This window comes from Achromobacter kerstersii (genome assembly GCF_902859595.1).
In the GTDB taxonomy this organism is placed as follows: domain Bacteria; phylum Pseudomonadota; class Gammaproteobacteria; order Burkholderiales; family Burkholderiaceae_B; genus Achromobacter; species Achromobacter kerstersii.
The window spans coordinates 152544-177596 of the sequence record NZ_CADIJQ010000008.1; the positions used below are offsets into that span (position 1 = coordinate 152544).

21 protein-coding genes are annotated in these 25053 nt (G+C 64.6%); 16 read left to right on the forward strand and 5 right to left on the reverse strand.

Going from position 1 to position 25053, the window contains the following annotated elements; all coding sequences use genetic code 11:
- The first annotated feature begins 607 nt into the window (after positions 1-607).
- Together HV765_RS21995 and kch are read left to right on the forward strand one after the other, a co-directional pair.
- Complete coding sequence (locus HV765_RS21995; protein WP_175170944.1) at positions 608-1420, forward strand: response regulator transcription factor; 813 nt, start codon at positions 608-610, stop codon at positions 1418-1420.
- A 448-nt stretch (positions 1421-1868) separates the two neighbouring features.
- The gene (gene kch / locus HV765_RS22000) at positions 1869-3083 is read left to right on the forward strand and encodes a voltage-gated potassium channel protein (RefSeq protein WP_054423212.1); all 1215 of its coding nucleotides are present in this window, start codon (positions 1869-1871) and stop codon (positions 3081-3083) included.
- 19 nt (positions 3084-3102) lie between these two features.
- On the opposite strand, the gene HV765_RS22005 is transcribed toward kch, so the two are convergent.
- Together HV765_RS22005 and HV765_RS22010 are read right to left on the reverse strand one after the other, a co-directional pair.
- A complete protein-coding gene (locus tag HV765_RS22005) occupies positions 3103-4662 on the reverse strand; it encodes an EAL domain-containing protein (protein WP_338077807.1) in 1560 nt (519 codons plus the stop codon).
- A gap of 206 nt (positions 4663-4868) precedes the next feature.
- The gene (locus HV765_RS22010) at positions 4869-5483 is read right to left on the reverse strand and encodes a TetR/AcrR family transcriptional regulator (RefSeq protein WP_175170946.1); all 615 of its coding nucleotides are present in this window, start codon (positions 5481-5483) and stop codon (positions 4869-4871) included.
- Positions 5484-5674: 191 nt separating this feature from the next.
- Here HV765_RS22010 and HV765_RS22015 point away from each other — a divergent pair, with 191 nt between their 5' ends.
- The 7 genes from HV765_RS22015 (at position 5675) to HV765_RS22045 (ending at position 14030) form a co-directional block, all read left to right on the forward strand.
- Positions 5675-7222, forward strand: coding sequence for an efflux transporter outer membrane subunit (locus tag HV765_RS22015; protein WP_175170947.1), 1548 nt, complete (start codon positions 5675-5677; stop codon positions 7220-7222).
- 14 nt (positions 7223-7236) lie between these two features.
- On the forward strand, positions 7237-8304 hold the full coding sequence (locus HV765_RS22020) for an HlyD family secretion protein (protein WP_175170948.1): 1068 nt from the start codon (positions 7237-7239) through the stop codon (positions 8302-8304).
- Complete coding sequence (gene rbbA, locus HV765_RS22025) at positions 8304-11045, forward strand: ribosome-associated ATPase/putative transporter RbbA (RefSeq protein ID WP_175170949.1); 2742 nt, start codon at positions 8304-8306, stop codon at positions 11043-11045. The genes HV765_RS22020 and rbbA overlap by 1 nt, the downstream gene beginning before the upstream one ends.
- A complete protein-coding gene (locus tag HV765_RS22030) occupies positions 11046-12170 on the forward strand; it encodes an ABC transporter permease (RefSeq protein WP_054423218.1) in 1125 nt (374 codons plus the stop codon).
- A gap of 44 nt (positions 12171-12214) precedes the next feature.
- Positions 12215-12682, forward strand: a complete 468-nt coding sequence (locus HV765_RS22035) for a hypothetical protein (protein WP_338060059.1) — start codon at positions 12215-12217, stop codon at positions 12680-12682.
- Positions 12672-13415 (forward strand): acetoacetyl-CoA reductase, encoded by a 744-nt coding sequence (gene phbB, locus HV765_RS22040; RefSeq protein ID WP_054423220.1) that lies wholly within the window; start codon positions 12672-12674, stop codon positions 13413-13415. Before HV765_RS22035 ends, phbB begins: the two co-directional genes overlap by 11 nt.
- A 210-nt stretch (positions 13416-13625) precedes the next feature.
- Positions 13626-14030: an ATP-binding cassette domain-containing protein gene (locus HV765_RS22045; RefSeq protein WP_175170950.1), complete on the forward strand. Its 405-nt coding sequence runs from the start codon at positions 13626-13628 to the stop codon at positions 14028-14030.
- A 78-nt stretch (positions 14031-14108) separates the two neighbouring features.
- On the opposite strand, the gene HV765_RS22050 is transcribed toward HV765_RS22045, so the two are convergent.
- Positions 14109-14783, reverse strand: a complete 675-nt coding sequence (locus tag HV765_RS22050) for a GntR family transcriptional regulator (protein ID WP_054423221.1) — start codon at positions 14781-14783, stop codon at positions 14109-14111.
- A 351-nt stretch (positions 14784-15134) separates the two neighbouring features.
- Between HV765_RS22050 and HV765_RS22055 the strand changes: the two genes are divergently transcribed.
- The 7 genes from HV765_RS22055 to HV765_RS22085 all read left to right on the forward strand — a co-directional run bounded on the left by HV765_RS22055 (position 15135) and on the right by HV765_RS22085 (position 23326).
- Complete coding sequence (locus HV765_RS22055) at positions 15135-16571, forward strand: cytochrome ubiquinol oxidase subunit I (RefSeq protein ID WP_175171038.1); 1437 nt, start codon at positions 15135-15137, stop codon at positions 16569-16571.
- 4 nt (positions 16572-16575) lie between these two features.
- Entirely contained in the window at positions 16576-17583 is a 1008-nt protein-coding gene (gene cydB / locus HV765_RS22060; protein WP_175170951.1) for a cytochrome d ubiquinol oxidase subunit II, read from the forward strand.
- Positions 17584-17591: 8 nt separating this feature from the next.
- Positions 17592-17747 carry a DUF2474 family protein gene (locus tag HV765_RS22065; RefSeq protein WP_082387086.1) on the forward strand — a complete coding sequence of 52 codons (156 nt, stop codon included), beginning with the start codon at positions 17592-17594 and terminating at the stop codon, positions 17745-17747.
- 30 nt (positions 17748-17777) lie between these two features.
- A complete protein-coding gene (locus HV765_RS22070; RefSeq protein ID WP_054423224.1) occupies positions 17778-19190 on the forward strand; it encodes an aminotransferase-like domain-containing protein in 1413 nt (470 codons plus the stop codon).
- 72 nt (positions 19191-19262) lie between these two features.
- Positions 19263-19775: a sigma-70 family RNA polymerase sigma factor gene (locus tag HV765_RS22075; RefSeq protein ID WP_175170952.1), complete on the forward strand. Its 513-nt coding sequence runs from the start codon at positions 19263-19265 to the stop codon at positions 19773-19775.
- Positions 19772-20782 (forward strand): DUF4880 domain-containing protein, encoded by a 1011-nt coding sequence (locus HV765_RS22080; protein ID WP_175170953.1) that lies wholly within the window; start codon positions 19772-19774, stop codon positions 20780-20782. Before HV765_RS22075 ends, HV765_RS22080 begins: the two co-directional genes overlap by 4 nt.
- A gap of 96 nt (positions 20783-20878) precedes the next feature.
- Positions 20879-23326, forward strand: coding sequence for a TonB-dependent siderophore receptor (locus HV765_RS22085; RefSeq protein ID WP_175170954.1), 2448 nt, complete (start codon positions 20879-20881; stop codon positions 23324-23326).
- A gap of 7 nt (positions 23327-23333) precedes the next feature.
- On the opposite strand, the gene HV765_RS22090 is transcribed toward HV765_RS22085, so the two are convergent.
- Together HV765_RS22090 and HV765_RS22095 are read right to left on the reverse strand one after the other, a co-directional pair.
- The gene (locus HV765_RS22090; protein ID WP_175170955.1) at positions 23334-23933 is read right to left on the reverse strand and encodes a hypothetical protein; all 600 of its coding nucleotides are present in this window, start codon (positions 23931-23933) and stop codon (positions 23334-23336) included.
- Positions 23934-24009: 76 nt separating this feature from the next.
- Positions 24010-24987, reverse strand: coding sequence for a Bug family tripartite tricarboxylate transporter substrate binding protein (locus HV765_RS22095; protein ID WP_054423225.1), 978 nt, complete (start codon positions 24985-24987; stop codon positions 24010-24012).
- Between the last annotated feature and the right edge of the window lie 66 nt (positions 24988-25053).

Consider the following 25053-nt stretch of genomic DNA (forward strand, 5'->3'; position numbering starts at 1 on the left):
ACACCCCAATTTCCGGGCTAATCCATCCATCGCAATATTTGCCTGCTTGTCCGCTGGCTTGCGCGCCGCGAGCACGTGCATCGCCATCGGCAGCATCCCGAAAAAATCCAAGCCTGACATTGACTTACCTCAGCACACCTGCAAAAGCCCCGGCACTGCGGGCATGCATATGCCTGCGCATCATCGGCGCAAAGCCGCACGGAGTTTATGGGTATTTCGAGATAGAAAATAGAAAATAATGTATCGGTAATACATAATAATTTTCCGTCGCAAAGGCAAAAACAAACACTGTTTCATGCGCTTTCCCAGCGCGCTGGCTGGATGCGAAGTTACCATCAGAAACTACAGAAACGTATCTTCACAAAAAAACACGCCCGTGTTTAAATGAAACACGGGCGTGACTTCCAGGCAGGATCGGGTCACCAGCGGCCAACGGCCCATGCATCGGAACGGCAATCGTCCGGACCTCTCGCCTCCATACCAACAACACCGCCAGACGGTCTCGTCATGGCGCGGCGCGATAAAGAGGGGCATGCCGGGACTGCTGACGCCGCGCGCTTCCCTCTCAGGCGCCGCCCTATGCCGCGCCACCTCATTGGAAGCATCAATGAATAACACGCTGGATGTCATTTTCCTCGGAGCCGACGACGCCAGGCATGCCAGGCTCGTGGACGCCCTGTCTCACCTGGGCTTCTGCGTCCGCCGCTGCCTGGATCTGGTAGACGTGTACGACCGTTACTCCCGCCGCCCCAGCCCGCTGGTCGTGCTGGAGGCTCCCCTTTCAGACATACACAATGCCGCCGTACGCCTGCGTGCCGTGGACCGCGGGCTGGGCATCGTCGCAATCGCTGCATTCGCCGACGCCGAAAGCCGAATCCGCACGCTGCTGTGCGGGGCGGATGCCTGCCTGCCGCCAGACGTCACGGGCCTGGAGTTGGCCGCGGTGCTTCAAGCGCTGGTGCGCCGCGCGGTGGGCATGGATGGGATGGACGCGGCCGCCGACGCGCACGCCGAAGAGCCCGCTCAGGAAACCTGGCGGTTGGCCAACAAGGGCTGGACGCTGATCAGCCCCACGGGCCGCACGCTGGGCCTGACGACAGGCGAACGCGATTTCATTTCCCGCTTGGTGACGGCGCCAGACCGCAAGGTCAGCCGCGACGCCTTCTATGCCGATGGCGCAGACGACGCCGACAGCGGCATCACGCGCCGCCGCTTCGTGGATGTGATGATCAGCCGCTTGCGCCGCAAGGCCGCCGCCAATCAGATGACGTTGCCGATCCGCGCGGTGCATGGCTGGGGCTATATGTTCGCCGCAGACATCACGCTGGATCTGGACTATCGGGAGATGGGGGAAGACAGCCGGCTGGACGCGCTGGAAGATTGGCGCCGCGAAACCGCGGATGCCGGCGCGGCGGACTGAAGCGGCCGCGCCACGATGCGGACATGCGCATCGTATAGGCGAAAAAAACGCGGCGCTGCCCCCGAGAGGTAAGACGCCGCGCTAAAACAACACGTGAACCCGGAGTCATCAGCCGGCACTGATGCCTTCTACCTGGATCACGCGATTCCAACATTCGTGCCTCATACTGCTCACGCACGGTCCAACCGTGAACTTGTGCAGGGTCTCTAGTCCCCATACAAGCTGCAACGTGATCAACGCCCGGGCGTCACACCATCCAATGAAGACTGGTTGGCTTACCGCCCGTATCAGCGGTTTTCCGTTTGGATAGCCGCGTGATGAAGGAAGTTTAGGACTTGCCGCGCGATTCCAGTAATTCTTTGTTGATAGCCTTCTATACCTATTTGGCATAGCAGAGCCCGTCGCGCAACGTCCTAAAATACGGACAAAAGGACACGCTCCCACACCGATGCCGACCACAACCCACACCCTCAAACAGCGCCTGCGCAAAGCGCTATCGCTGTTTCCGCCGAACTGGTGCCTGGCGATTCTTGTTGCGCTGGATGGCTATGCGTTCATGCACCCGGTGCTGCGCGAAGTGCGCGCGCGCGAATACTCATTTTGGCTGGCGCTGGATAACTGGCATGAAGTGATGCGCGTGGTGGGCCTGCTGGAAATTCCGCGCCTGGTGCTCGGCGTCGGCCTGCAAGTCATTGCCATCGGCCTGATCCTGAAGGCGCGCATCGCATGGGCGTTCTCGCTGGTGCTGCTGATCGGCATCGGCACGTTCGCGATTATGGGTGACGCCGGGCGCGCGGGGCTGGGCATCTACACGCTGGTGCTGGTGATTGCGCTGATCGCGTATTGGCGCCGCTTTGACCGCGCAAGCGTTACCGCAGGCTCGCTGTTCGCGCTGGTCAGTGTGTTGTCGCTGCTGATCTACGCCATCTTCGGCACGCTCTACCTGGGCAACGAATTCAATCCGCCCGTGCTGGACGCAGGCACTGCGCTCTACTTTTCCATCGTATCGATGTCCACCGTGGGCTATGGCGACATCACGCCGCACAGCACCACCGCCAGGCTGTTCACCGCGTCGATTATCATCCTTGGCATTACGGTGTTCGCTACCTCCATCAGCGCCATCGCCGGGCCGGTGATCGGCGGCAATCTGAAACGGCTGGTCAAAGGCAGGCTCTCTACCGCCATGAGAAAAAACCACATCATCATCGCAGGCGCCACGCCGCTGGCGCTCAGCGTCTACAACGGGCTGCGCCAACGCAGCGAGGAAGTGACCGTCATCGTGCCTGTCGGCACGCCCCACGAATACCCCGCCGCCACCGACCTGATCGAAGGCGACCCCTCCAGCGTGGAAATCCTGCGCAATGCGGGAGTGACGCGCGCGCGCTATGTGCTGGCGCTGCGCGATGACGATGCCGAAAATGCGTTCATCGTGCTGGCGGCCAAAGAGGCCACAGGCGAAGGCGGCGCGAAGACGGTGGCGCTGGTCAACACCAGCAAGCATCTGGAGAAGATCCGGCGCGTGCATCCGGACATGGTGTTCTCGGTGCAGTTGCTGGGCGCTGAACTGCTGACGCGCGCCATCAATGGCGAACCGATGGACAGCCAGGCCATCACGGATCTGTTCTTCGCCAAGTCGGCGACGCCGCCCGTGACGCCGTCTTGAGCCGCGTCGGGGCGGCTCGTCACGCCGCGTTAGGGGCGTCCGTGACCGGGCGCTGCGCCGCGGCGGCGACAGCCCCTGGCGGCGAATGCCCGACATACCACCGCACGAAATCCGCGGACGGCATGGGCCGCGCAAACAGATACCCCTGAATGAACGCCACGCCGCGCGCCGTCAGGTAGTCAAACTGCACTTGCGTTTCGACGCCTTCCGCCACCACCGCCAGATTCAACCGATGCGACAACGTGATGATCACGTCCAGCACCGGCGCTTCTTCGCCCGACGGCAAGATGGCCTGCACGAAGCCCTTGTCGATCTTCAGATAATCCACCGGAAACTTCTGCAAATACGATAGCGAGCAATGGCCCGTGCCGAAATCGTCGATCGCCACGCGCACGCCGTCGGCGCGCAGCGCATCGATATTGCGGCGCGCCTGGCCGTTGTCCGCAATCAGGCTGCGTTCGGTGATTTCCAGCACGACCAGCGGTTGGCGCGCAGCGATATTCGCGCGAAAGGCCTGGACGTCGGACACGAGCGTCGTGCCAGACAGATGCTCGGGTGCGATGTTCACGCCAATGTGAAAGTCGGGTGGCGTAGCCCACGTTTGCATATCGCGTTCGATCAGCCGCAACAGATGCTGGGTCAGCGGAATGATCATGCCCTCGGCCTCGGCCGACGCGATGAAGATGTCGGGCCGCACGAAACCCACGCCGGGCCGATTCCAGCGCATCAGCGCTTCGGCCCCTTCGCACTGCCCGGTCAGTTGCCCATACACCGGCTGGTAGTAGACCTGGAACTCGTTGGCGCGCATGGCGCTGCGCAGCTGCTCTTTGAATGACAGGCGATTGACCTGCAAACGGTAAGCGGCAAACGCCAGCCCGGCGCCGATCAGCAGCGCAACGGGCAGATAGCTCAGCAACAGCTGCTGCCACGCATGCACCAAGCCTTCGGCCGGGGCGCGGACATTGATGGTCAACGCCACACGCCCGTTGTTCCGCGTGACTTCGTCGTAGATGAGTTCGGCGCCCTTGCTTGACGCCTTCCAGGACTCACTGCGGATGGGCGCCCCCTTGCCTACGATCAGCTCCAGCCCGTAGTCGCCCAGCGAGGCAACGGCATTGAGCAGGTCCAGGATGTACCGGCCGTCCAGCGCCACGGCGCCGCTATAGCCCGGGGCACCCGGCTTGCCCAGCAGAATCGCGGGGCGCTCAGGCGCCAGGGGCGTTCCCGCCACTGAGAACAACCAGCGGTCGGGCGTGGCGTCGATGGGCCAATTGCGGAAATCACCCACGGAGAAATCCACGGTCCCGAGCACCGACGAACAATAGATGTGATCACTGTTGGCGAGAATCAGGGCGCGGAAATACGGGTTCAGCGCGCTCCAGCGTTGCAGCAAAGGCAGCACTTCCGCGCAAGGCTTCGGCGTCAGCTCGGCCACCCGGTCCAGCACAGACCACGCTTGCGAAAGAATGGTCTCAACTTGAACACGAACGATTTGCGCGGCCGCTTCGGCTTCGTTGCGCCGTTCGTTCTTGGCATGCACCCAAGACCAGGCCACGCACAACACAATCGGGAGCAGCAAGGCAAATGCCACTGGCAAATACCGCCAGGACGGCACACGAACCGTCATTCCTGATGTCGTCAAAGCCGCCTCGCTGGAAATTCAGTCTATGTGCAAAATCATCCTGAAAGGGATAGGACACCAAGCGCGGCGCAGCGTCAAGAAGCGATTACACAGCGCCCTGCCTGCCGTGTCGCGGGTTCACGTCGCGGGTTCATGCCGCAGATTCAAGCCGCGGATTCCAGCAAGCGCTGGATCAACGCAATATGCGCCCGTCTGCGGGCCGGCAGGTTGATCTGTTCTTCGGGACCCATCAGCGCCGACATGACCAGCGTATGCACGATGGGCGACAGCAGCAGCCAGGGATGTTCCAGCGCCAGGCACCTGCCGCACAGGCCACGCTTGCGCGCCCGCGCCAGCACCTGCGCAATATCAGACTGATACGCATCAGCGGTTTCACGCCGCCAACGAGAGGCCAGGTGCGGCACTCGCCCGCTTTCCGCCAGCAGCAGGCGCATCGTGCCGGCCATGGCGGGGTCGCCCAAAGACGCGTACAGGTGGTTCACGATGCGCTCGGCCAGATGGCGCGGGGACGACGCCCCATCCACCACCGCGTCCACGTCCAGCCGGGCCGGATTCAGATGGCGCGTGAGCAGCGCTTCGAAGACGTCTTCCTTACTGGCGAAATGCGCGTACAGCCCCCCTTTGGACAGGCCGGCGCGCACGGCGATGTCTTCCATCCTGGCGCCGGCATAGCCCGCTCGTGAAAATTCCTGCAATGCCGCGTCAAGGATCTGCCCGACGCGCACGGCAGGAGGCAGACGACGGCGTTGCACGCTCATAGCGAATTCCCCTGCAAGTCCCGGACATTAAAAACCGACCGGTCAGTCGTTAACTTGATCCGCATCAAGGAACGCTGCGCGCACCCTGGGCACAATGAATGCATGACCCTGGCATCGGGTCCGTCCGAAAGCCTGGCCACAAGCCGCGCCGCCCCGGACGCACCCGGCGCCCTCGCGCTGGAGACCCTTGCATGACTCGCCGTCCGTATCCGGCCAAGACCCTGAGCGCCCTGCGCGCCGCCCCCGCCGCCTTGTGCGTGCTGCTGGCGGGCTGCGTGTCCATGGCGCCAACCTACACCCGCCCTGCTCTGCCCGTGCCCGCCGCTTACACACCGGCCACGGCGCCCGACGCTGCACCGCAAGCCACGCAGGATGCGGCGTCCCAAGCCACCCCTAATGCGGCTTCCCACGCCGTACCGCATTCCACACCAGATGCCAACGCCGAAGCCGCCGCCCACATCGCCTGGCAGACCTATTTTTCCGACCCCGTCCTGCACGGCCTGATCGACAGCGCACTGGCGAACAACCGCGACCTGCGCACCGCCTTGCTGCGTGTTGAAGAAGCCCGCGCGCTGTACGGCATTCAACGCGCAGATCAATTCCCCACCATCGGCGTGCAGGCCGAGGGCACGCGCAGCCGCGTGCCGGGGGACCTGAACCTGACCGGCCAACCGCAGATCAGCAGCCAGTATCAAGCCGGCGTGGGCATGGCCACCTGGGAGCTGGATTTCTGGGGCCGCGTGCGCAGCCTGAAAGACGCCGCATTGCAGAACTACCTGGCGTCCGACGCCGCGGCGCAAGCCGCCACGCTCAGCCTCATCACGCAAGTGGCCGACAGCTACCTGACGCTGCGCGAACTGGATGAACGGCTCGCGCTCACGCGCGAAACCATCGCCTCGCGCGCGGAGTCGCTGCGCATCTTCCGCCGCCGTTTTGAAGTGGGCGCGATATCAAAACTTGACCTGACCCAAGTCGAGACCTTGTGGCAGCAAGCGCGCGTATTGGGCGCCGACCTGGAACAGACCCGCGCCGCGCAGGCGCACGCGCTGGAATTGCTGGTGGGCGCACCGTTGAATCTACCCGCGCACATCACGCAGCTGGACGACAACGCCGTCATGCGCGACCTGCCCGCCGGGCTGCCGTCGGACCTGCTGGTCAGCCGCCCCGACATCGTCGCGGCCGAGCATCAATTGCAAGCCGCCAACGCCAACATCGGCGCCGCGCGCGCCGCCTTCTTGCCCAGCATCACGCTGACCGGCGCATTCGGCACCGCCAGCGCCGAGCTGGATGGCTTGTTTTCGGGTGGTAGCCGCGCCTGGAACTTCGCGCCCAGCATCAGCCTGCCGATCTTCGACGCCGGCCGCCGCCAGTCCACACTGGATCTGACCGAGGTGCGGCGCGACCAAGCCATCGCCACCTACGAGAAGAGCATCCAGAGCGCGTTTCGCGACGTGTCCGACGCCTTGACGGCGCGCCACTGGCTGGCCGAACAAGTGGAGGTGCTGCGCGCCACCGTCGCCGCGCAAAGCGAACGCGCGCGGCTGGCGCAGCTGCGCTATGAGCACGGCGCGTCACCGTATCTGGAAGTGCTGGACGCGCAGCGCGACCTGCTCGCCGCGCAGCAGACGCTGGTGCAGCGGCGCCGCGCGCTGTTGTCCAGCCGGGTCGGCCTATACGCCGCGCTGGGCGGCGGCACCCACGCCGCGGGATTCACCGCCGCCGCCCCTTCCACCGAATAATCCAGGAACCCGTCATGCCTCTGCCCACCCGAAAGCTGATTCCCGTGTTGATAGTTCTGGCGGTCGCGGCCGCGGGGTACGCCGGCTGGCGGCTGCTGGCCGACACCGGGCCGGGAGAAGGCTTCATCAGCGGTAACGGCCGCATCGAAGCCACCGAAATCGACGTCGCCACCAAATTGGCCGGCCGCGTGAGCGATGTGCTGGTGATCGAAGGCGACTTCGTCAAAGCCGGCCAACCGCTTGCGCGCATGCAGATCGACACGCTGAATGCACAGCGCGAAGAAGCGCGCGCCCAGCATCAGCAAGCGATCAACAGCGCGGCCAGCGCCGCAGCGCAAGTCGCGCAGCGTGAAAGTGACAAGCTGGCCGCCGAAGCCGTCGTTGTGCAACGCGACAGCGAAGCCGACGCCGCGCGCCGCCGTCTGGCGCGCTCGGAAACGCTGTCCAAGGAAGGCGCGTCGTCTATCCAGGAGCTGGACGATGACCGCGCCCGCGTGCGCAGCGCGCAGGCCGCCGCCCAAGCCGCCCGCGCCCAAGTGCGGGCAGCTGCGGCCGCGATCGACGCCGCGCGCGCCGCGCAGGTGGGCGCGCAATCGGCCATCGCCGCTGCGCAAGCCACCATCGCCCGCATCGACGCCGACATCACCGACAGCGAGCTGCGCGCCCCGCGCGACGGCCGCGTGCAGTACCGCGTTGCTCAACCCGGGGAAGTCCTGGGGGCTGGCGGCAAAGTGCTGAACATGGTCGACCTGTCCGATGTCTACATGACGTTCTTCCTGCCCGAGCAAGCCGCCGGCCGCGTGGCGCTGGGCCAAGACGTGCGCATCATTCTGGACGCCGCGCCGCAATATGTGATTCCGGCCAAGGTGTCGTTCGTGGCCAGCACGGCGCAGTTCACGCCCAAGACCGTGGAAACCGCCAGCGAACGGCAAAAGCTGATGTTCCGCGTCAAGGCGCAGATCAGCCCCGCGCTGTTGCAACAACATTTGACGCAGGTGAAGACGGGCCTGCCGGGCGTCGCGTGGCTGAAGCTGGATGCCGACGCCGCCTGGCCCGCCAATCTTGAAGTCCGGGTGCCCTGATGGATGCCCCTGCCGCCGCCCCTGTCGTTCGGCTATCCGATGTGCGCCTGCGCTACGGCAGCACCGTGGCGCTGGACGGCATCACGCTGGATATTCCACCCGGCCGCATGGTGGGCCTGATCGGCCCCGACGGTGTGGGCAAGTCCAGCTTGCTGGCGTTGGTGGCGGGCGCACGCGCGGTGCAGGAAGGCCGCGTCGAAGCCTTGGGCGGTGACATGGCCAACCCCCGGCACCGCGACGACGTCTGCCCGCGCATCGCCTACATGCCGCAAGGCCTGGGCAAGAATCTGTACCCCACGCTGTCGGTGGAAGAGAACCTGCAATTTTTCGGCCGCCTATTCGGCCACGACGAGGCCGAGCGCCGCCGCCGCATCGACAGCCTGACGCGCAGCACCGGCATGTCTGCCTTTCTGTCGCGCCCCGCCGGCAAGTTATCGGGTGGCATGAAGCAGAAGCTGGGCCTGTGCTGCGCGCTGATCCACGACCCTGACCTGCTGATCCTGGATGAACCGACCACCGGCGTCGACCCGCTGGCGCGCGCGCAATTCTGGGACTTGATCAACGAGATCCGCCACGAACGTCCGGGCATGAGCGTGATTGTCGCCACCGCCTATATGGACGAAGCGCAGCGCTTTGATTGGCTCATCGCCATGGACGACGGCCGCGTGCTGGCCACCGGCACGCCCGCTGACCTTACGCAGCGCACCGGCGCGGATTCTCTGGAAGCGGCCTTCATCGCACTGCTGCCCGAAGCGAAACGCCGGGGCCACAAGCCGGTGGAAATCGTGCCGCTGGCGTTGGACGACAACGCCGAAATCGCCATCGAGGCGCGCGATCTGACCATGCGCTTTGGCGACTTCGTGGCGGTAGACCACGTGAACTTCCGCATCCGCCGTGGCGAGATCTTCGGCTTTCTGGGATCGAACGGCTGCGGCAAATCCACCACCATGAAAATGCTGACGGGCCTGCTGCCCGCCAGCGAAGGCCAGGCCTGGCTGTTCGGCCAGGAGGTCGATCCGCGCAACATTGATACCCGCCGCCGTGTGGGTTATATGTCGCAAGCGTTTTCGCTGTATGGCGAGCTGACCGTGCGCCAGAACCTGGTGCTGCATGCCCGGCTGTTCCACGTGCCCGAAGCCGATATCCCGGCGCGCGTGGACGATATGGTCGCGCGATTCGAATTGGGCGACGTGCTGGACACCTTGCCGGAAAGCCTGCCCATGGGCGTGCGCCAGCGCTTATCGCTGGCGGTGGCCATGGTGCATAAACCCGAGCTGCTGATCCTGGACGAGCCGACCTCTGGCGTGGACCCCGTTGCGCGCGATGCGTTCTGGCGCTTGCTGATTGCGCTGGCCCGACAAGACAAGGTCACGATTTTCATCTCGACGCACTTCATGAACGAAGCGCAGCGCTGCGACCGGATGTCGTTGATGCATGCGGGCAAGGTGCTGGTCAGCGCATCGCCTGCCGAGATCACGCGCATGCGCGGCGCGAAGACGCTGGAAGAAGCGTTCATTGCGTATCTGATCGATGCGGGGGCCGGCACGGCGGCAAGCGCCGCACCAGAAGACGCCGCCCCCGCCCCGCAGCCAGAACCGCCGCCCGCTCCCCGCCACGGTTTCAGCCTGCAACGCGCACTCAGCTACATGTGGCGCGAAACGCTGGAACTGCGCCGCGACCCGGTGCGCGCCACCTTGGCGCTGGCGGGGTCGCTGCTGCTGATGTTCGTGATGGGTTACGGCATCAGCCTGGATGTGGAAGACCTGCGCTACGCCGTCATGGACCGCGACCAGACGAGCCTTAGCCACAACTACAGCCTGAATCTTTCCGGCTCTCGGTACTTCATCGAACAGCCGCCTATCTCGGACTACAACGAGATGGACGCGCGCATGCGCAGCGGCGAGCTATCGCTGGCGATCGAGATTCCGCAGGGCTTTGCGCGCGACGTGCAGCGCGGCAAAGCCGTACAGATCGGCGTGTGGATCGACGGCGCCATGCCGCAGCGCGCGGAAACCATACGCGGCTATGTGCAGGGCATGCATCAAGGCTGGCTGATGCAGCAGGCGCGCGAACGGCTGGGCGCCAGCGCGCAACAAGCCGTCAGCATCGAAACGCGCTTTCGCTATAACCCCGACGTGCGCAGCCTGCCCGCCATGGTGCCGGCCGTGATTCCGCTGTTGCTGCTGATGATGCCCGCCATGCTGACCGCACTTGCCGTCGTGCGCGAAAAGGAACTCGGGTCCATCATCAACCTGTACGTCACGCCGGTAACGCGGCTGGAATTCCTGCTGGGCAAACAGGCGCCGTATGTTGCGCTGGCCATGTTGAATTTTCTGTTGATGACCTTGCTGGCCGTGACGCTATTCGGCGTGCCCATCACCGGAAGCTTTATGACGCTGCTGGCGGCCGCGCTGATCTATAACGTGGTGGCCACCGCCATCGGCCTGCTGGCGTCCACCTTCACACGCAGCCAGATCGCGGCGCTGTTCTTCACGATGATCGGCACGCTGGTGCCCGCGGTGCAATTCGCGGGGCTGTTGAACCCGGTGTCGTCACTGGAAGGCATGGGGCGGCTGATCGGGCAGATCTATCCCGCCACACACATGCTGACGATCAGCCGTGGCGTGTTCAGCAAGGCGCTGGGGTTTACGGATCTGCAGGCCTCGTTCTGGCCGCTGCTGGCCGCAATACCGATCATTCTGGGCGCGTCGGTGCTGCTGCTGAAAAAGCAGGAGACCTGAATGCGACATCTAGCCAACATCTACCGCCTGGGCGTCAAAGAACTATGGAGCCTGGCGCGCGACCCGATGATGCTGATCCTGATCGGCGTGTCGTTCACGCTGATGATCTACACCGCGGCCACCGCCGTACCGGAAACGCTGCACAACGCCCCCATCGCGGTGGTGGACGAAGATGCTTCGCCTTTATCGGCGCGCATCACGTCGGCGTTTTATCCGCCGCATTTCACACCGCCGGAAACCATCACGTCGGCGCAGGCGGACGCCGGCATGGACGCGGGCCGCTATACGTTTTCGGTCAACATTCCACCCAACTTCCAACGCGACGTGTTGGCTGGCCGGCCCGCCGAAATCCAGCTGAACGTGGACGCCACCCGCATGAGCCAGGCGTTCACCGGCAGCAGCTATATCCAGCAGATCGTCACCGACGAGATCAATGAATTCGTCAATCGCTACCGCGCGCCCACGACGCTGCCCGTAGAGCTGGCCGTGCGTATGCGGTTTAACCCCAACCTGACGCAGGCCTGGTTTGGCGCGATGATGGAGATCATCAACAACGTCACGATGTTGTCCATCATATTGACCGGCGCCGCGCTGATCCGCGAGCGGGAACACGGCACCATCGAACACCTTTTGGTCATGCCAGTGACGCCCACAGAAATCATGGTGGCGAAGGTGTGGTCCATGGGGCTGGTGGTTTTGGTGTCGGCTGGGCTATCGTTGACGTTCGTCGTGCGTGGCTTGTTGCAGGTGCCGATCGAAGGGTCGGTGGCGCTGTTCCTGGTGGGCGCCGCGTTGCACTTGTTCGCGACCACGTCCATGGGCATCTTCATGGCCACGCTTGCACGCAGCATGCCGCAGTTTGGAATGCTGCTCGTGCTGGTGCTGCTGCCACTGCAAATGCTGTCGGGCGGCACCACCCCGCGCGAGAGCATGCCGGACTTCGTGCAGAACATCATGTTGGCCGCACCCACGACCCACTTCGTGGAACTGGGCCAGGCCATTCTCTATCGCGGCGCGGGATTCAGCGTCGTATGGCAACCCTTCCTGGCGCTGACGCTGATTGGCGCCGTTCTATTCGCGTTCTCTCTGGCGCGTTTTCGCAAGACCCTGAGCCAGATGGCTTGAGGGACTGATTCGTTTCCCCTTACCACTTCTTAAAAGGACGGATGATGAATAAGACTACTGCCCCCGCCCCCCAAGGCATCGCCGGCGCCAACGCCGCCTATTGCCAACGGCTGGCCAAACTTGCGCAAGAGAGCCAGCAACGCTGGATGGAACTGGGCCGACGCCTGGCCGACGACCACACCACGCAATACCTGTCAACGCTGGGCCCGCTGGCTCATGGCGGTGACTGGCAACAGATTGCGCCCGCGCTGGGCGAAGTGACGCGCAAGCGATGGCAAAGCCAGCTGGAAGCCAGCCAGGCGATCACGCACGCCGCGCTTGAGGAACAAGCCGCATTGGCGGCCGGCTTCGGCGAAGCCATGAGCAGCTGGTTCAAAACTGCGACGGGCGCCGGCATGGCCGTTGGCGCGTCGCCACTGACACAGATGTGGTCGACGATGTCCAACCAGATGGCCGCGGCATGCTCGGCCATGCGCGACGCCAGCCAGCCGGGAGGCCATCATGACGGCTAAGCGCACGGCGCTCGTGACCGGCGGCGTTGGCTTGGGGCGGGCCATTGCGCAGGCGCTGCACGATGCCGGCCACGACGTGATCGTGACCTACCACGCCAGCGAGGCCAATACCCGCGCGTGGGTGGAACAAGAAGCGGCCAAGGGGCGCCGCTTCGCCATCTATCAGGTGGATGTGGGCGACTACGCGTCATGCCAGGCATTGATGGGCCGCCTGGAACGCGACGGCCGCCAGATCGATATCCTGATCAACAACGCGGGCATCACGCGCGATGTCCGGCTGCGCAAAATGAGCTTCGAAAACTGGACCGAAGTCATGCACAGCAATCTGGATTCGATGTTCAACATGACGCAGCCGTTGTGCGGCGGCATGGCCGACCGCGGCTGGGGCCGCATCGTGAACATCTCGTCCGTGAATGGCAGCAAGGGCGCGTTCGGGCAAACCAACTACGCCGCATCGAAAGCCGGCATACACGGCTTCACGAAGTCGCTGGCGCTGGAGCTGGCCAGCAGAGGCGTCACCGTCAACACCGTGTCGCCCGGTTATCTGGACACGCGCATGGTGCAGGCGGTACCCGAGGAGGTATTGAAGGAAAAGATTCTGCCGCAGATTCCCGTGGGCCGGCTGGGCCAGCCCGAGGAAGTTGCGGCGCTGGTCGCTTTCATTTGCAGCGACGCCGCCGGCTTCATGACCGGCAGCAATGTGGCCATGAACGGCGGCCAGCATATGTACTGATCTCTACTCCCCGGGGCCCTTGCCCCCTGCAAGATCTTGCCCACCGCGCCTGCCCACGAACCCGTCGGCAGGCGCGGCTGTTTCAGCGGCGGCAAAAAGGTGCAACTCGGCAGGAAAGGTGCAACCCGCCCCATCAAAACGACGTTTGAAACAGCAAGTAACGGGTTAACCCCATATTGTTGTGACGCGTGCCGCCTCGGCGGCAATGCGATGGACAAGGCGCAGTGCGACGCGCGCGTGCGCACCTTGTGCCAGCACTACCCCGTGCTGCAACGCAAACTGAATGCGCCGGCAGCGTCCTTGTCCGGCGGTGAACGTCAGATTCTGGCGCTGGCGCACGCGCTGATGCCATCGCCCGGCTTGTTGCTGCTGGATGAACCTTCGGCCGGGCTGTCGCCCAAGACGCTGGGCGAAGTGTTCGAAGCCATTCAACGCATCCGCGCCAAGGAAAACGTGACGATTCTGATGGTGGAGCAAAACGCCATGGAAGCGCTGCGGATTTCGGATCGTGCGTATGTGCTGTCGATGGGCACGGTCGCCATCACGGGTGACGCGCACGCGCTGATGCATGACGAGCAGGTGCGCGAGCTGTATCTGGGCGCCCGCGCGGCGTAGGCGCTTGCCTGCTGGCGATGTGTGCTTGCCTGCCGGCGATGTGTGCTTGCCTGCCGGGCGTATCGGCCCGGCAGGCCTTCAGCCGTCTTGGCGCATGCGGTGCATGGCGACCAGATTCTTCTTCGTTTCAAGGATGTGTTCTTCCACCAAGCGCGCAGCCAACGCGCCGTCCTGTTGTCTACAGGCTTCCAGGATGCGGTAGTGGTCCGATTGCGGGCCTTCCTTGCCGGTCGCCTGCGACATCATCTCGTGCGTGTAGCGGTCGGTGTTCAGGCCGTATTCCTCGATCAGCCGGCGCAAGCGCGTGTTGTTCGCGGGCGCGCACAAGGCCAGGTGAAAACGGCGGTTCAGCTCGGCCCATTGCGATACCGAATCGGCCTCGTCGTAGGCTTTCAGAATGGCTTCCAGCGCGTCGAGATCGGCCCGCGCCATGTTCGGCACGGCTGCGCGCACCGCGTAACCTTCAAGCGCGATGCGGATGTCGAGCAGCTCGCAGATCTGGTCCACGTCCATGCGGATGACCACCGCGCCCCGGTTCAGGTGATACGCCACCAAGCCTTCCGTTTCCAACTGGCGCAGCGCTTCGCGCACAGGAATGCGGCTGGCCTGAAAGCGCGTGGCCAAGGCGTCTTGCTTGAGCGGCGTGCCAGCGGGCAAGGCGCCCGTCAGGATTTCGTAGCGCAACTGGTCGCGGATGCGGTGCGGCAAGGCCTGGGCTTTACTGGACGTGCCCTTCGTTTTGGTAATGCTCATGACTATCGGGGTATCTCTGCGGCGAAGGACAGCGGCCTGCGGCAAACGTCGGAGGTTCCAACGGCGGGCTCCCATCGTAGCCGAATGGCCCGTCCTCGGGAACCGGGCGCAGGCGTATCCCCGCTTATGGCCCCTTTTCCTCTGTCTGCGCCTATCTGTGCTGTTTTTTCAGATCAAATGCGGCGCGGGCCAAAATCAGATAGCACAGCGTCCTGCCCTGTCACTGCCAGGAATTCAGGGTCGTTCCCCATCAACTGATCCGCTTTTTTAACGGCTTTCTGAATCTGTACTACATCGCGCGCCGGAACTACTGTCGCAGGGGTAGGACACTTGTTCATCAGGAAGACCGTTATGCATGGCGACGCGCTATTGCTTGCCCGAATTCAATTCGGTTTCACCATTTCTTTTCACATCATTTTTCCCGCGATCACCATTGGGCTGGCCAGCTATCTGGCCGTGCTGGAAGGCCTGTGGCTGCGCACGCGCAAAACCGTATATCGCGACCTCTATCACTTCTGGACGAAGATCTTCGCCGTCAACTTCGGCATGGGCGTCGTGTCCGGCCTGGTGATGGCGTACCAGTTCGGCACCAACTGGAGCTTCTTTTCCGATTTCGCCGGCAGCGTGACCGGGCCGTTATTGGCCTATGAAGTGCTGACCGCCTTCTTTCTGGAAGCCGGCTTTCTGGGCGTGATGCTGTTTGGCTGGTCGCGCGTGGGGCCGGGCCTGCACTTCTTTTCCACCATCATGGTGGCGCTGGGCACGCTGGTTTCAGCCACCTGGATTCTGGCGTCCAACAGCTGGATGCAGACGCCAGCCGGCTACGAAATCCTGGACGGCCGCGTCGTGCCCACCGACTGGCTGGCCGTGATCTTCAACCCGTCGTTCCCGTACCGGCTGGCGCACATGGGCATCGCTGCTTTTCTGGCCACCGCGCTGCTGGTGGGCGCGTCCGGCGCGTGGCATCTGCTGCGCGGTGACCGCAGCCCCGCCGTGAAGAAGATGTTTGCGATGGCCATGGGCATGCTGCTGCTGGTGGCGCCGCTGCAAGCGGTAGTGGGCGATTTCCACGGTTTGAACACGCTGAAGCACCAGCCCGCGAAGATTGCCGCCATCGAAGGCCATTGGGAAAACGAGCCGGGTGCGGGGGTGCCGCTGACGCTCTTTGGCATCCCCGACATGGAACGCGAAGCAACGCGCTTTTCGCTGAACGTGCCGCGCTTGGGCAGCCTGATCCTGACGCACAGCTGGGATGGGCAGTTCCCCGGGCTGAAGTCGTATCCGCCCGAAGACCGCCCCAACGCGGCCGTCGTGTTCTGGTCGTTCCGCATCATGGCGGGGCTGGGCATGCTGATGATTCTGCTGGCGGGTTGGGCGCTGTGGGCGCGGTGGCGCGGGCGGCTGTATGACTCGCGCGCGCTGCAACGCTTTGCGCTGTGGATGGGGCCGTCGGGCGTCATCGCGATGCTGGCCGGCTGGTACGTGACGGAGATTGGCCGCCAACCCTGGATCGTCTACGGCGTGATGCGCACCGCCGACGCCGCCACGCCGCATGGCGTGGGTGAACTGACGCTGACGCTCGCGCTCTTCGTGGTGGTGTACCTGCTGGTGTTTGGCGCCGGCGTGTCGTACATGCTGCGCCTGATCCGCATGGGGCCGGCTCCCGCGCCGGGGCATGCGCCCTTGTCCGGCGGCCCCGGCGAGCCGCGCCAGCCGTCGCGTCCGCTGTCCGCGGCGTCCACCCTGGCCGGCATCGAGCCGGCGCCCCGCACGCATACCGGAGTCTGACGCCATGGGCATCGACCTTGCATTGATATGGGCCGTCATCATCCTGTTCGGCGTGATGATGTACGTGATCATGGATGGCTTTGATCTGGGCATTGGCATCCTGTTTCCGCTGATCCGCGACCGCGACGAACGCGACGTCATGGTCAACACCGTCGCCCCTGTGTGGGACGGCAACGAGACCTGGCTGGTGCTGGGCGGCGCGGGCCTGATGGCGGCGTTCCCCTTGGCGTACTCCGTCATCCTGAGCGCGCTGCACCTGCCGCTGGTCTTCATGCTGCTGGGGCTGATCTTTCGCGGCGTGGCGTTCGAATTCCGCTTCAAGGCAGACGAACACCACCGCCCGCTGTGGGACCGCGCGTTTGTGTTCGGCTCTGTCTGCGCAACCTTCTTCCAGGGCGTGACCTTGGGCGCGTACATCGAAGGCATTCCCGTTGTTGGCCGCGCCTACGCGGGCGGGGCCTGGGATTGGATCAGCCCGTTCTCGATGTTCACGGGCCTGGGGCTGGTCGCGGGCTATGCGCTGCTGGGCTGCACGTGGCTGATCATGAAGACCGAAGGCCGGCTGCATCGCCACATGTGCCGCATCGCGCAGCCGTTGACGCTGGCGCTGCTGGCCGTCATCGCGGTGCTTAGCGCCTGGACGCCGCTTGCGCAGCCGCACATCGCGCAGCGCTGGTTCAGCTTGCCGAACATGTTCTGGTTCATCCCGGTGCCGGTGCTGGTGGCCGCGGCCGGTTTCGATTTGATCCGCCGCGTGCGCGGCATGCCGTCCGCCGGCCCGTTCCTGTTGTCGCTGGCGCTGGTGTTCCTGGCGTACAGCGGCCTGGGCATCAGCATCTGGCCCGCCATCATTCCGCCAGACATCTCTATCTGGACGGCAGCTGCGCCAACGCAAAGCCTGGGCTTCGCATTGGTGGGAGCCTTGCTGATCATTCCGATTATCCTGATGTACACCGCCTGGTCGTACTACGTGTTCCGCGGCAAGGTCCGCGTTGGCGAGGAGTTCCACTGATGGCCCGCATGTCTGCTTCCGCATCCCCCAACCCCACCGCGCTGCCCTCGTGGCGCAGCCGCCTGCTGTGGCTGGCCATGATCTGGGCGGCCAGCGTCGCCGCGTTGGGGGCAGCCGCCTATGCGCTGCGCCTGGTCATGCGCGCCATCGGCATGTCGGCCTGAGCGCCCTTGTCTTCACCACACGGAACCGCCATGAAGCGCTATGAACGCTTGACCGAAGACATCACCGCATCGATCCGATCGGGCCTGCTGCAAGTGGGCGACCGCCTGCCCTCGGTGCGGCAAACCAGCACCAGCCGCGGGGTCAGCCCGTCCACGGTGTTCAAGGCCTATTACCTGCTGGAAGCGCGCGGCCTGATCCGCGCGCGGGACCGCTCCGGCTACTACGTGCTGCGCGCGCCGCACACGGCGCTGCCCGAGCTGGATGCCGTGTCCAGCGCCAGCGCGGGCCGCCATCCGGTGGACGTCAGCGACAACGTGCTGCAAGTGCTCAACGCCACCTTGCGGCGCGACATGACGCCGTTTGGCTCCGCCTTTCCCAGCCCGTCGCTGCTGCCCTACGGGCGGCTGGCCAAGTTCATGGCGTCCACCGTGCAACGGCTGGACCCGTGGGGCTCCATCGACGACTTGAGCCCCGGCGACGCCGCCCTGCGCCGCGCCATCGCGTTGCGCTATCTGGCCGACGGCCTGTCGGTGCCGGTGGACGACATCATCATCACCAACGGCGCGCTGGATGCGCTGAACCTGTGCCTGACCGCCGTCACGCAACCGGGCGACGCCGTGATCGTGGAATCCCCCACGTTCTACGCCGCGCTGCAATCGTTGGAACGCAACCAGCTGCACGCCATCGAAGTGGCGACCCATCCGCGCGAAGGCATCGACCTGCAAGCGCTGGAACAGGCCATCCTGCAACACCGCCCGCGCGCCTGCTGGCTGATGACCACGTTTCAGAATCCGCTGGGCAGTTTGATGCCCGACGCCAAGAAAGAAGCGTTGGTCAAGCTGCTGACGCGGCACGGCGTGGCGCTGATTGAAGACGACGTATACGGCGAGCTCTATTTCGGCGACACGCGCCCGCGCCCGGCCAAGGCGTTCGACAAGGAAGGCATCGTGATGCACTGCTCGTCGTTCTCGAAGACGCTTGCGCCGGGTTACCGGGTGGGCTGGGTGGCGGCGGGGCGCTACACGCGGCAGATCATGCGCAACAAGCTCACCACCAGCCTTGCGACTGCCGCGCCCACACAAGCCGCCATCGCGGCGTATCTGGAAAAAGGCGGCTTTGACCGCCACCTGCGCCAGTTCCGGCAAGCGCTGGCGGTACAGCAAGGCGAGCTGCTGCAAGCCGTGGCGCGCCACTTTCCCAAAGGCACACGCGCCACGCGGCCGGCGGGCGGCTACTTCGTGTGGGTGGAATTGCCGGCGCACATCGACACCCTGAAGCTGCACCGCGCCGCGCTCGACCACGGCATCAGCATTGCGCCGGGGCCGCTGTTTTCGTCGTCAGGCGCATTCGCGAATTACCTGCGCCTGAACCACGGGCATCCGTGGAACGACGACATGGAACAAGGGATGGCGACGCTGGGCAAGCTGATGGCGAACGGGTAGCGCCAATTGTCTTGGGCGGCGATCCACGTTATAAATGAGTGTTATTCCCATTAACACTCACGCCGCCCGTCCATGGATTCCCCCGCGTACAAGAATGTCCACCGGCTCTACGCGGAACATCATCTCTGGCTGTTCGGCTGGCTGAACCGGCGCGTCAACAACCACGCCGATGCCGCCGACCTGACGCAGGATACGTTCTGCCGTGTCCTCACCGCGCACAGCCCAACGCCCATCGCAGAACCCCGCGCCTATCTGCTGACGCTGGCCCGCCGCCTGACGATTGATCTGTGGCGCGCCCGAGATGTCGAAGCGCGCTACCTCGAAGCGCTCGCGCACGAGCAGGAACCCGTGGCCGCCTCGCCTGAAACTCTGGCCATGCTGAAGCAGGCGGTCATGGAGATCGACGCCGTGCTCGATGGCCTGCCTGTGCCAGTCAAACACGCGTTTCTACTGAACCGGCTGGACGGCATGACCCACCCGGCGATTGCGGCGGCGCTGGGCCTGTCACTGGCCACAGTCGAGCGGCACGTGAAGCGCGCCTTTCTGCATTGCCTTGCCGCGCGCCGCGCAGCGGATGCGGCATGAAAGCCACCCGCACCAACGCCGCTCAAACTAATGCCGCTCAAACCAACACCGCTCAGCTCAACGAGCCGCTGACGGAACGCGCGGTGGACTGGATCGTGCTGCTCACTTCCGGCCAGGCCTCGGAGCGCGACCGGCTGCGCTTTGAACACTGGCTCGGCAGCCATCCCGACCACGCCCGCGCCTGGGCGGAAGTCGACGGCCTGATGCAGCAGCCGCTGTCCCGCTTACGCGGCGCGTCAAGCGACGCTCCCGGCCCCGCGCGTGCCGCCCGCGCGGCCTTGTTGCAACCCAGCGGACTGGACCGCCGCCGCCTCCTCAAGCTGGCCATGTTGCTTTCCGGCGTGGGAATCGGCGCGCTGGTCACCGATCGCTATGTCCCGCTTGCTGGCCTGTCGTCTGCGTATTCCACGCACACAGGCGAACGCCACACCTACACGCTGGAAGACGGCACGCTGCTGACGCTGAATGCCCGCTCCGCCGCCGACGTCCGGTTCGACGACAGGCAACGCACTATCCTGTTGCGCCAAGGCGGCCTGTATGCCGAGACTCGCGCAGACAGCCGGCCCTTCGTGGTGCGGACACGTTTTGGCGACGTCACCACGGATGCATCGCGTCTGAGCGTTGATCAGTTCAACGCGTATGCCGTCGCGTGCGCCATCGAAAATTCGTTGAACTTGCAGCCGGAACACGGCCAGGGCTTGGCCTTGCCCCAGAACGGGTCCGCGGCGTTCGACCGGGAACACGCGTGGACGCGCGGCGACGCGGCGCTTGCCAGCTGGCGTACCGGCATCCTGAGCGTGCGCGACACGCGGCTGGACGAAGTCGTGGAACGCCTGCGCGCCTATCAGCCCGGCCTGATTCGCGTATCGCCCCAAGCGGCAGCGCTCCGCGTGTTTGGCGTCTTTCCCTTGGACGACCCCGGCCGCACGCTGATCGCCTTGAGCGAAACGCTGCCAATCCGCGTGCGCCGCTACAGCCCCTGGCTGACGATCGTGGACATGGCATAGAAAACAATTCGCCGGCAATGAGGGGATTTGAGCGCCGTGGCCGTCATGACTAATGACGCAACCAAAAATCCTCACCTTCGCCGGACCTTTGCCACCATGAATTTCCCGCTGACCCGCGGCGCCGCGCTTGTCGCCGCCGCATTGCTATCGCAGACCGCCTACGCCCAGGACGCCCCCGCCGCTCCCACCGCAGCGCAAAGCGTCCTGTCCTACGACCTGCCCGCCGCCTCGCTGGCGGACACGCTGAGCCGGATCTCACTGCAAAGCGGCCGCACCATTTCAGCCAGCGCCGAGCTGGTCTCAGGCAAGCAAGCCGCGCCGGTACGCGGCGCGCTGAGCCCCGAAGCGGCGGCGCGGCAGGCCCTGGCAGGAACGGGGCTGGAATTGCTCATCACGCGCAACGGCGTCATGACCGTGCGCCCCATACCGGCGGCCAGCGGCGTAACGTCGCTTGAACCCGTGCTCGTGACGGGCGCCAGCATAATCACGCCCAGCGAAGGCACGGGTTCCTACACCGTGCCGGAATCCTCATCGGCCACGCGCATGCGGCTGTCGATGCGGGAAACGCCGCAGTCTGTCAGCGTCATCACGCGCCAGCAAATGGATGACCAGGGCATCGTGAGCGTGGCGGGCGCGCTGGAACAAACCCCCGGCATCGTCGTCAACCAGGACAACTCCGAGGGCTACAGCTTCTTCTCACGCGGCTTCCAGCTTGAGAACTTCCAGTTCGACGGCCTGCCCAGCCTGTCGAGCGATGGCGGCAATGTCCGCGACAACTTCAGCATCACCAACTCTGTGATCTATGACCGCATCGAAGTGCTCAAGGGCGCGACTGGCCTGGTCAATGGCGCCGGCTATCCATCGGGGGTCGTCAACTTCATCCGCAAGCGGCCCACCCAGGAATTTCAGGGCAGCCTGAGCGCGGGCGCCGGGTCCTGGGACCGCTACCGCAGCGAAGTGGATCTGGGCGGCCCCTTGACGCAAGACGGCAAGATTCGCGGCCGCGTCGTCGGCGCCACCGAGACTCACGGCAGCTTCATGGACTATGCACGCGGCAAGGAGAACATTGCTTACGGCATCATCGAAGCCGACCTGTCACCCCGCACGACCGCATCCTTTGGCGTCGACACCCAGCAGAACCGCAACCAAGCCACCACCAACACGCATTTGCCTTCGCTGTATTCGGACGGCTCGCAGGTCACGTTTTCGCGGTCGACCAACCCCGCCGACAAATGGGCCTGGCGCAACCAGGACACGACACGCCTGTTCGCCGACATCCAGCACACGCTGGACAACGGCTGGAACTTCAAACTGGCCGCCGCGCACCGCAACTACCAATCGCGCGAGCTGATCTCAGGCATGGGCAGCAGCACCGTGGATGTGGTGGACCACCGCATCAGCCACGGGTTCTATCCGGGCGGCGCCAGCCGGTTCAACACCGACTCGCGCGAGAACAGCATCGACATTCAGGCCTCTGGCCCGTACACGCTGTTCGGCCGCCAGCACGACTTGGTGGTCGGTTACAACGCCGCGCGCACGCACGCGCAGTCCAACCGCAAAGACGGCGACACCGACTTGTGGATCAATGACGCTTTCCATTGGAACAACGACGCCACCGAGCCATCATCCTACGAGTGGTGGCTGACGCAAGACATGCTGGTCAACCAGAAGATCCTGTACGCCGCGACCGTGCTGCATCCCACGGATCGGCTGTCATTCATCCTGGGCGGCCGGATGACGAACTACTCGTGGAGCCAGGACATCAACTACGCCAACGGCCGCCATCGTGCCTATTCCACGGACGTGCGCAACAAGCTCATCCCCTACGCCGGCGTGACCTACGACGTCGACACGCACCACACCGTGTACGCAAGCTACACGGACGTGTTCAAACCACAGGCCTATAACTTCGACGCCAACAACCGCCAACTGGACCCGCTGACCGGCAAGAGCTTCGAATTCGGCGCCAAGGGCGAATACCTGGATGGCCGCCTGAACGCCAGCATTGCGCTGTTCCAGCTCAAGCAGGACAACGTCGCCGAGCTGGACGCAAGCGGCGCGACAACGCCAGACGGCAGCACCGCTTACGTGGCGATTCCTGGCGTGACCACGCGCGGCGTCGAACTGGAAATGTCGGGCGAAGTGCTCCCGGGCTGGCAATTGCATGCCGGCTACACCTACAGCCGTTCACGCGATCGCGAAGGCCGCCGCGTCAGCAGCACGCAGCCGCAACAGCTGTTCAAGCTGGCCACCACCTACCGCTTGCCGGGCGACTGGAACCGGCTGACCGTAGGCGGCAACCTGCACTGGCAAGGCAATATCTTCTTCACGCAAGAAGTCGATGCACGCAACTATCGATTCACGCAGGACAGTTACGCGGTGTTTGGCTTGATGGCGGGATACGACTTCAACAAGGATTTGCGCCTGACGGTCAACCTGAATAACGTGTTCGACAAACACTATTACTCGGGCATGGGCAACTACAACTCGGTCTACTACGGCGCGCCGCGTAACGTGTTCGCACAGCTGCGGTACAAGTTCTAAACCCAGGTCAGCGTGGACCGGAGGGGGCCGCAGCCCGCGCCGCCTCGACCTCGCGCATCAGGCTTGCCGCATCCGGCCGCAGCGGCAACACCAGCTTGCCTGCGCGGTCGATGGCGCCCCACTCGCCGCCCGTCATGAAGCTGTGTTCGCCGTCGGGCGTGAACGCCTTGCGGCAGCCTTCGCACACCACGGCCAGACCGGCGCTGTAACGGTCGACCCATTCGTAAGGGGTGGCCAGCACGCGGTTGAGCTGCGTGTCGTAATAGGCCATGCCGCCCGACCAGGGGCCGCGCGTCAAGCCGTCGTCGAAGTCGTCGGCCATGTTGTCGTAGGTGACGACGGCGGCCGACTTGCCGTCGGGCCGCACCCAATACCAGGACCGGTTCGTAAAGACCGGCGACAAGCCATCGGCGTTGAAATCCATCTGGCCCAACAGGCCGGGGCGGAATACCAGCGTGCCGCCATCCACGCGCGCGCAGTGTTCGGCGGCATTCAACATTCCGCCTTCGTCTTTTTCCGCAATCATGCAGTTCAGGTCGAAGGCGGCGGCGGCGGCGGCATCCGCCGACGTCACCGTCAGCAGGGAAAACAGCAGGGTCGTCAACATGGCGGGCATCCTAGCATGCGCATGCACACAGCCGGGCTACGCGCCATGTTGACGGAAACGGCTGTCGAACCCCGCGTCAGTTCGCCGTCGCGCCCGAGTCCTTCACGGCCTTCGCCCAGGCCGCGATCTCGGCCTGGATGAACGTGCCGAACGCGGCCGTGTTCAGGTTGGAGGCGGCTGCGCCCTCTTCCATCAGGCGCTGTTTCACCGCGGGCGCCGCCAGCGCGCCGCTCAATGCCGCGTTCAATTTGTTGACCACTTCAGGCGGCGTGCCGGCCGGCGCCACGACGCCATGCCATGACACAGCCTGAAAGCCGGGCAGCCCGGATTCGGCCATCGTCGGCACATCGGGCATGGCGGGGGAACGCTCGGGGGACGTCACCGCCAGCGCGCGCAAGGTGCCCGCCTTCACGTGCGGCAACACGCCAGGAATGGTCGTGAACATGAAGTCGATCTGGCCGCCGATCAAGTCGGTAATGGCGGGGCTGCCGCCCTTGTACGGCACGTGCGTGAATTCCAGCTTGGCCGCGCTCTTGAACATCTCGCCGGCCAGATGGCCCGGCGTGCCGGCGCCCGCCGAACCCATGTTCGTCTTGTCGCCTTGACCGCGTATGTACGTGATGAGTTCCTGCACGTTCGCGGCCTTGACGTTGGGGCCGATCACCAACACATTCGGCACCGTCGCCAGCAACGTGACCGGCGTGAAGTCTTTCACCGCGTCATACGAAATGCGCGAGTACAGCGACGGGTTGATGCCGTGCGTGCTGGCCGTGGCCAGCAGCAGCGTGTAGCCGTCCGGCGCGGACGAGGCCACTTGCTTGGCGGCAATGGTGCCGTTGGCGCCGCCCTTGTTGTCGATGACTATGGTCTGGCCCAGCGTCTTGGCGGCTTCGGCCGCCACCGTGCGCGCCAGGATGTCAGACGTGCCGCCGGCGGAGTGCGGCACCACCAGCGTGATGGGCTTGGAAGGAAAGGATTGCGCGTGCGCCACCGGCAGGGCCGGCAGCAGACAGGCGGCCAGCGCAACGCGCGCGGGCAGTCGGGTAAGGAACATTGTTGTCTCCAGGGTTGTGATGAGTGCGGCGTCTTCACAGGACGCCGTCATTCCCGCGAGGGGTGG

Excerpts from the sequence above, each read along its gene's own strand:
- rbbA (WP_175170949.1), top strand. The coding sequence starts at position 8,304 with ATGGATGCCCCTGCCGCCGCCCCTGTCGTTCGGCTATCCGATGTGCGC.
- HV765_RS22045 (WP_175170950.1), top strand. The coding sequence starts at position 13,626 with ATGGACAAGGCGCAGTGCGACGCGCGCGTGCGCACCTTGTGCCAGCAC.
- HV765_RS22050 (WP_054423221.1), bottom strand. The coding sequence starts at position 14,783 with ATGAGCATTACCAAAACGAAGGGCACGTCCAGTAAAGCCCAGGCCTTG.
- cydB (WP_175170951.1), top strand. The coding sequence starts at position 16,576 with ATGGGCATCGACCTTGCATTGATATGGGCCGTCATCATCCTGTTCGGC.
- HV765_RS22020 (WP_175170948.1), top strand. The coding sequence starts at position 7,237 with ATGCCTCTGCCCACCCGAAAGCTGATTCCCGTGTTGATAGTTCTGGCG.
- HV765_RS22070 (WP_054423224.1), top strand. The coding sequence starts at position 17,778 with ATGAAGCGCTATGAACGCTTGACCGAAGACATCACCGCATCGATCCGA.
- kch (WP_054423212.1), top strand. The coding sequence starts at position 1,869 with ATGCCGACCACAACCCACACCCTCAAACAGCGCCTGCGCAAAGCGCTA.
- phbB (WP_054423220.1), top strand. The coding sequence starts at position 12,672 with ATGACGGCTAAGCGCACGGCGCTCGTGACCGGCGGCGTTGGCTTGGGG.
- HV765_RS22075 (WP_175170952.1), top strand. The coding sequence starts at position 19,263 with ATGGATTCCCCCGCGTACAAGAATGTCCACCGGCTCTACGCGGAACAT.
- HV765_RS22055 (WP_175171038.1), top strand. The coding sequence starts at position 15,135 with ATGCATGGCGACGCGCTATTGCTTGCCCGAATTCAATTCGGTTTCACC.
- HV765_RS22015 (WP_175170947.1), top strand. The coding sequence starts at position 5,675 with ATGACTCGCCGTCCGTATCCGGCCAAGACCCTGAGCGCCCTGCGCGCC.
- HV765_RS22095 (WP_054423225.1), bottom strand. The coding sequence starts at position 24,987 with ATGTTCCTTACCCGACTGCCCGCGCGCGTTGCGCTGGCCGCCTGTCTG.
- HV765_RS22080 (WP_175170953.1), top strand. The coding sequence starts at position 19,772 with ATGAAAGCCACCCGCACCAACGCCGCTCAAACTAATGCCGCTCAAACC.
- HV765_RS22010 (WP_175170946.1), bottom strand. The coding sequence starts at position 5,483 with ATGAGCGTGCAACGCCGTCGTCTGCCTCCTGCCGTGCGCGTCGGGCAG.
- HV765_RS21995 (WP_175170944.1), top strand. The coding sequence starts at position 608 with ATGAATAACACGCTGGATGTCATTTTCCTCGGAGCCGACGACGCCAGG.
- HV765_RS22030 (WP_054423218.1), top strand. The coding sequence starts at position 11,046 with ATGCGACATCTAGCCAACATCTACCGCCTGGGCGTCAAAGAACTATGG.
- HV765_RS22085 (WP_175170954.1), top strand. The coding sequence starts at position 20,879 with ATGAATTTCCCGCTGACCCGCGGCGCCGCGCTTGTCGCCGCCGCATTG.
- HV765_RS22090 (WP_175170955.1), bottom strand. The coding sequence starts at position 23,933 with ATGTTGACGACCCTGCTGTTTTCCCTGCTGACGGTGACGTCGGCGGAT.
- HV765_RS22065 (WP_082387086.1), top strand. The coding sequence starts at position 17,592 with ATGTCTGCTTCCGCATCCCCCAACCCCACCGCGCTGCCCTCGTGGCGC.
- HV765_RS22035 (WP_338060059.1), top strand. The coding sequence starts at position 12,215 with ATGAATAAGACTACTGCCCCCGCCCCCCAAGGCATCGCCGGCGCCAAC.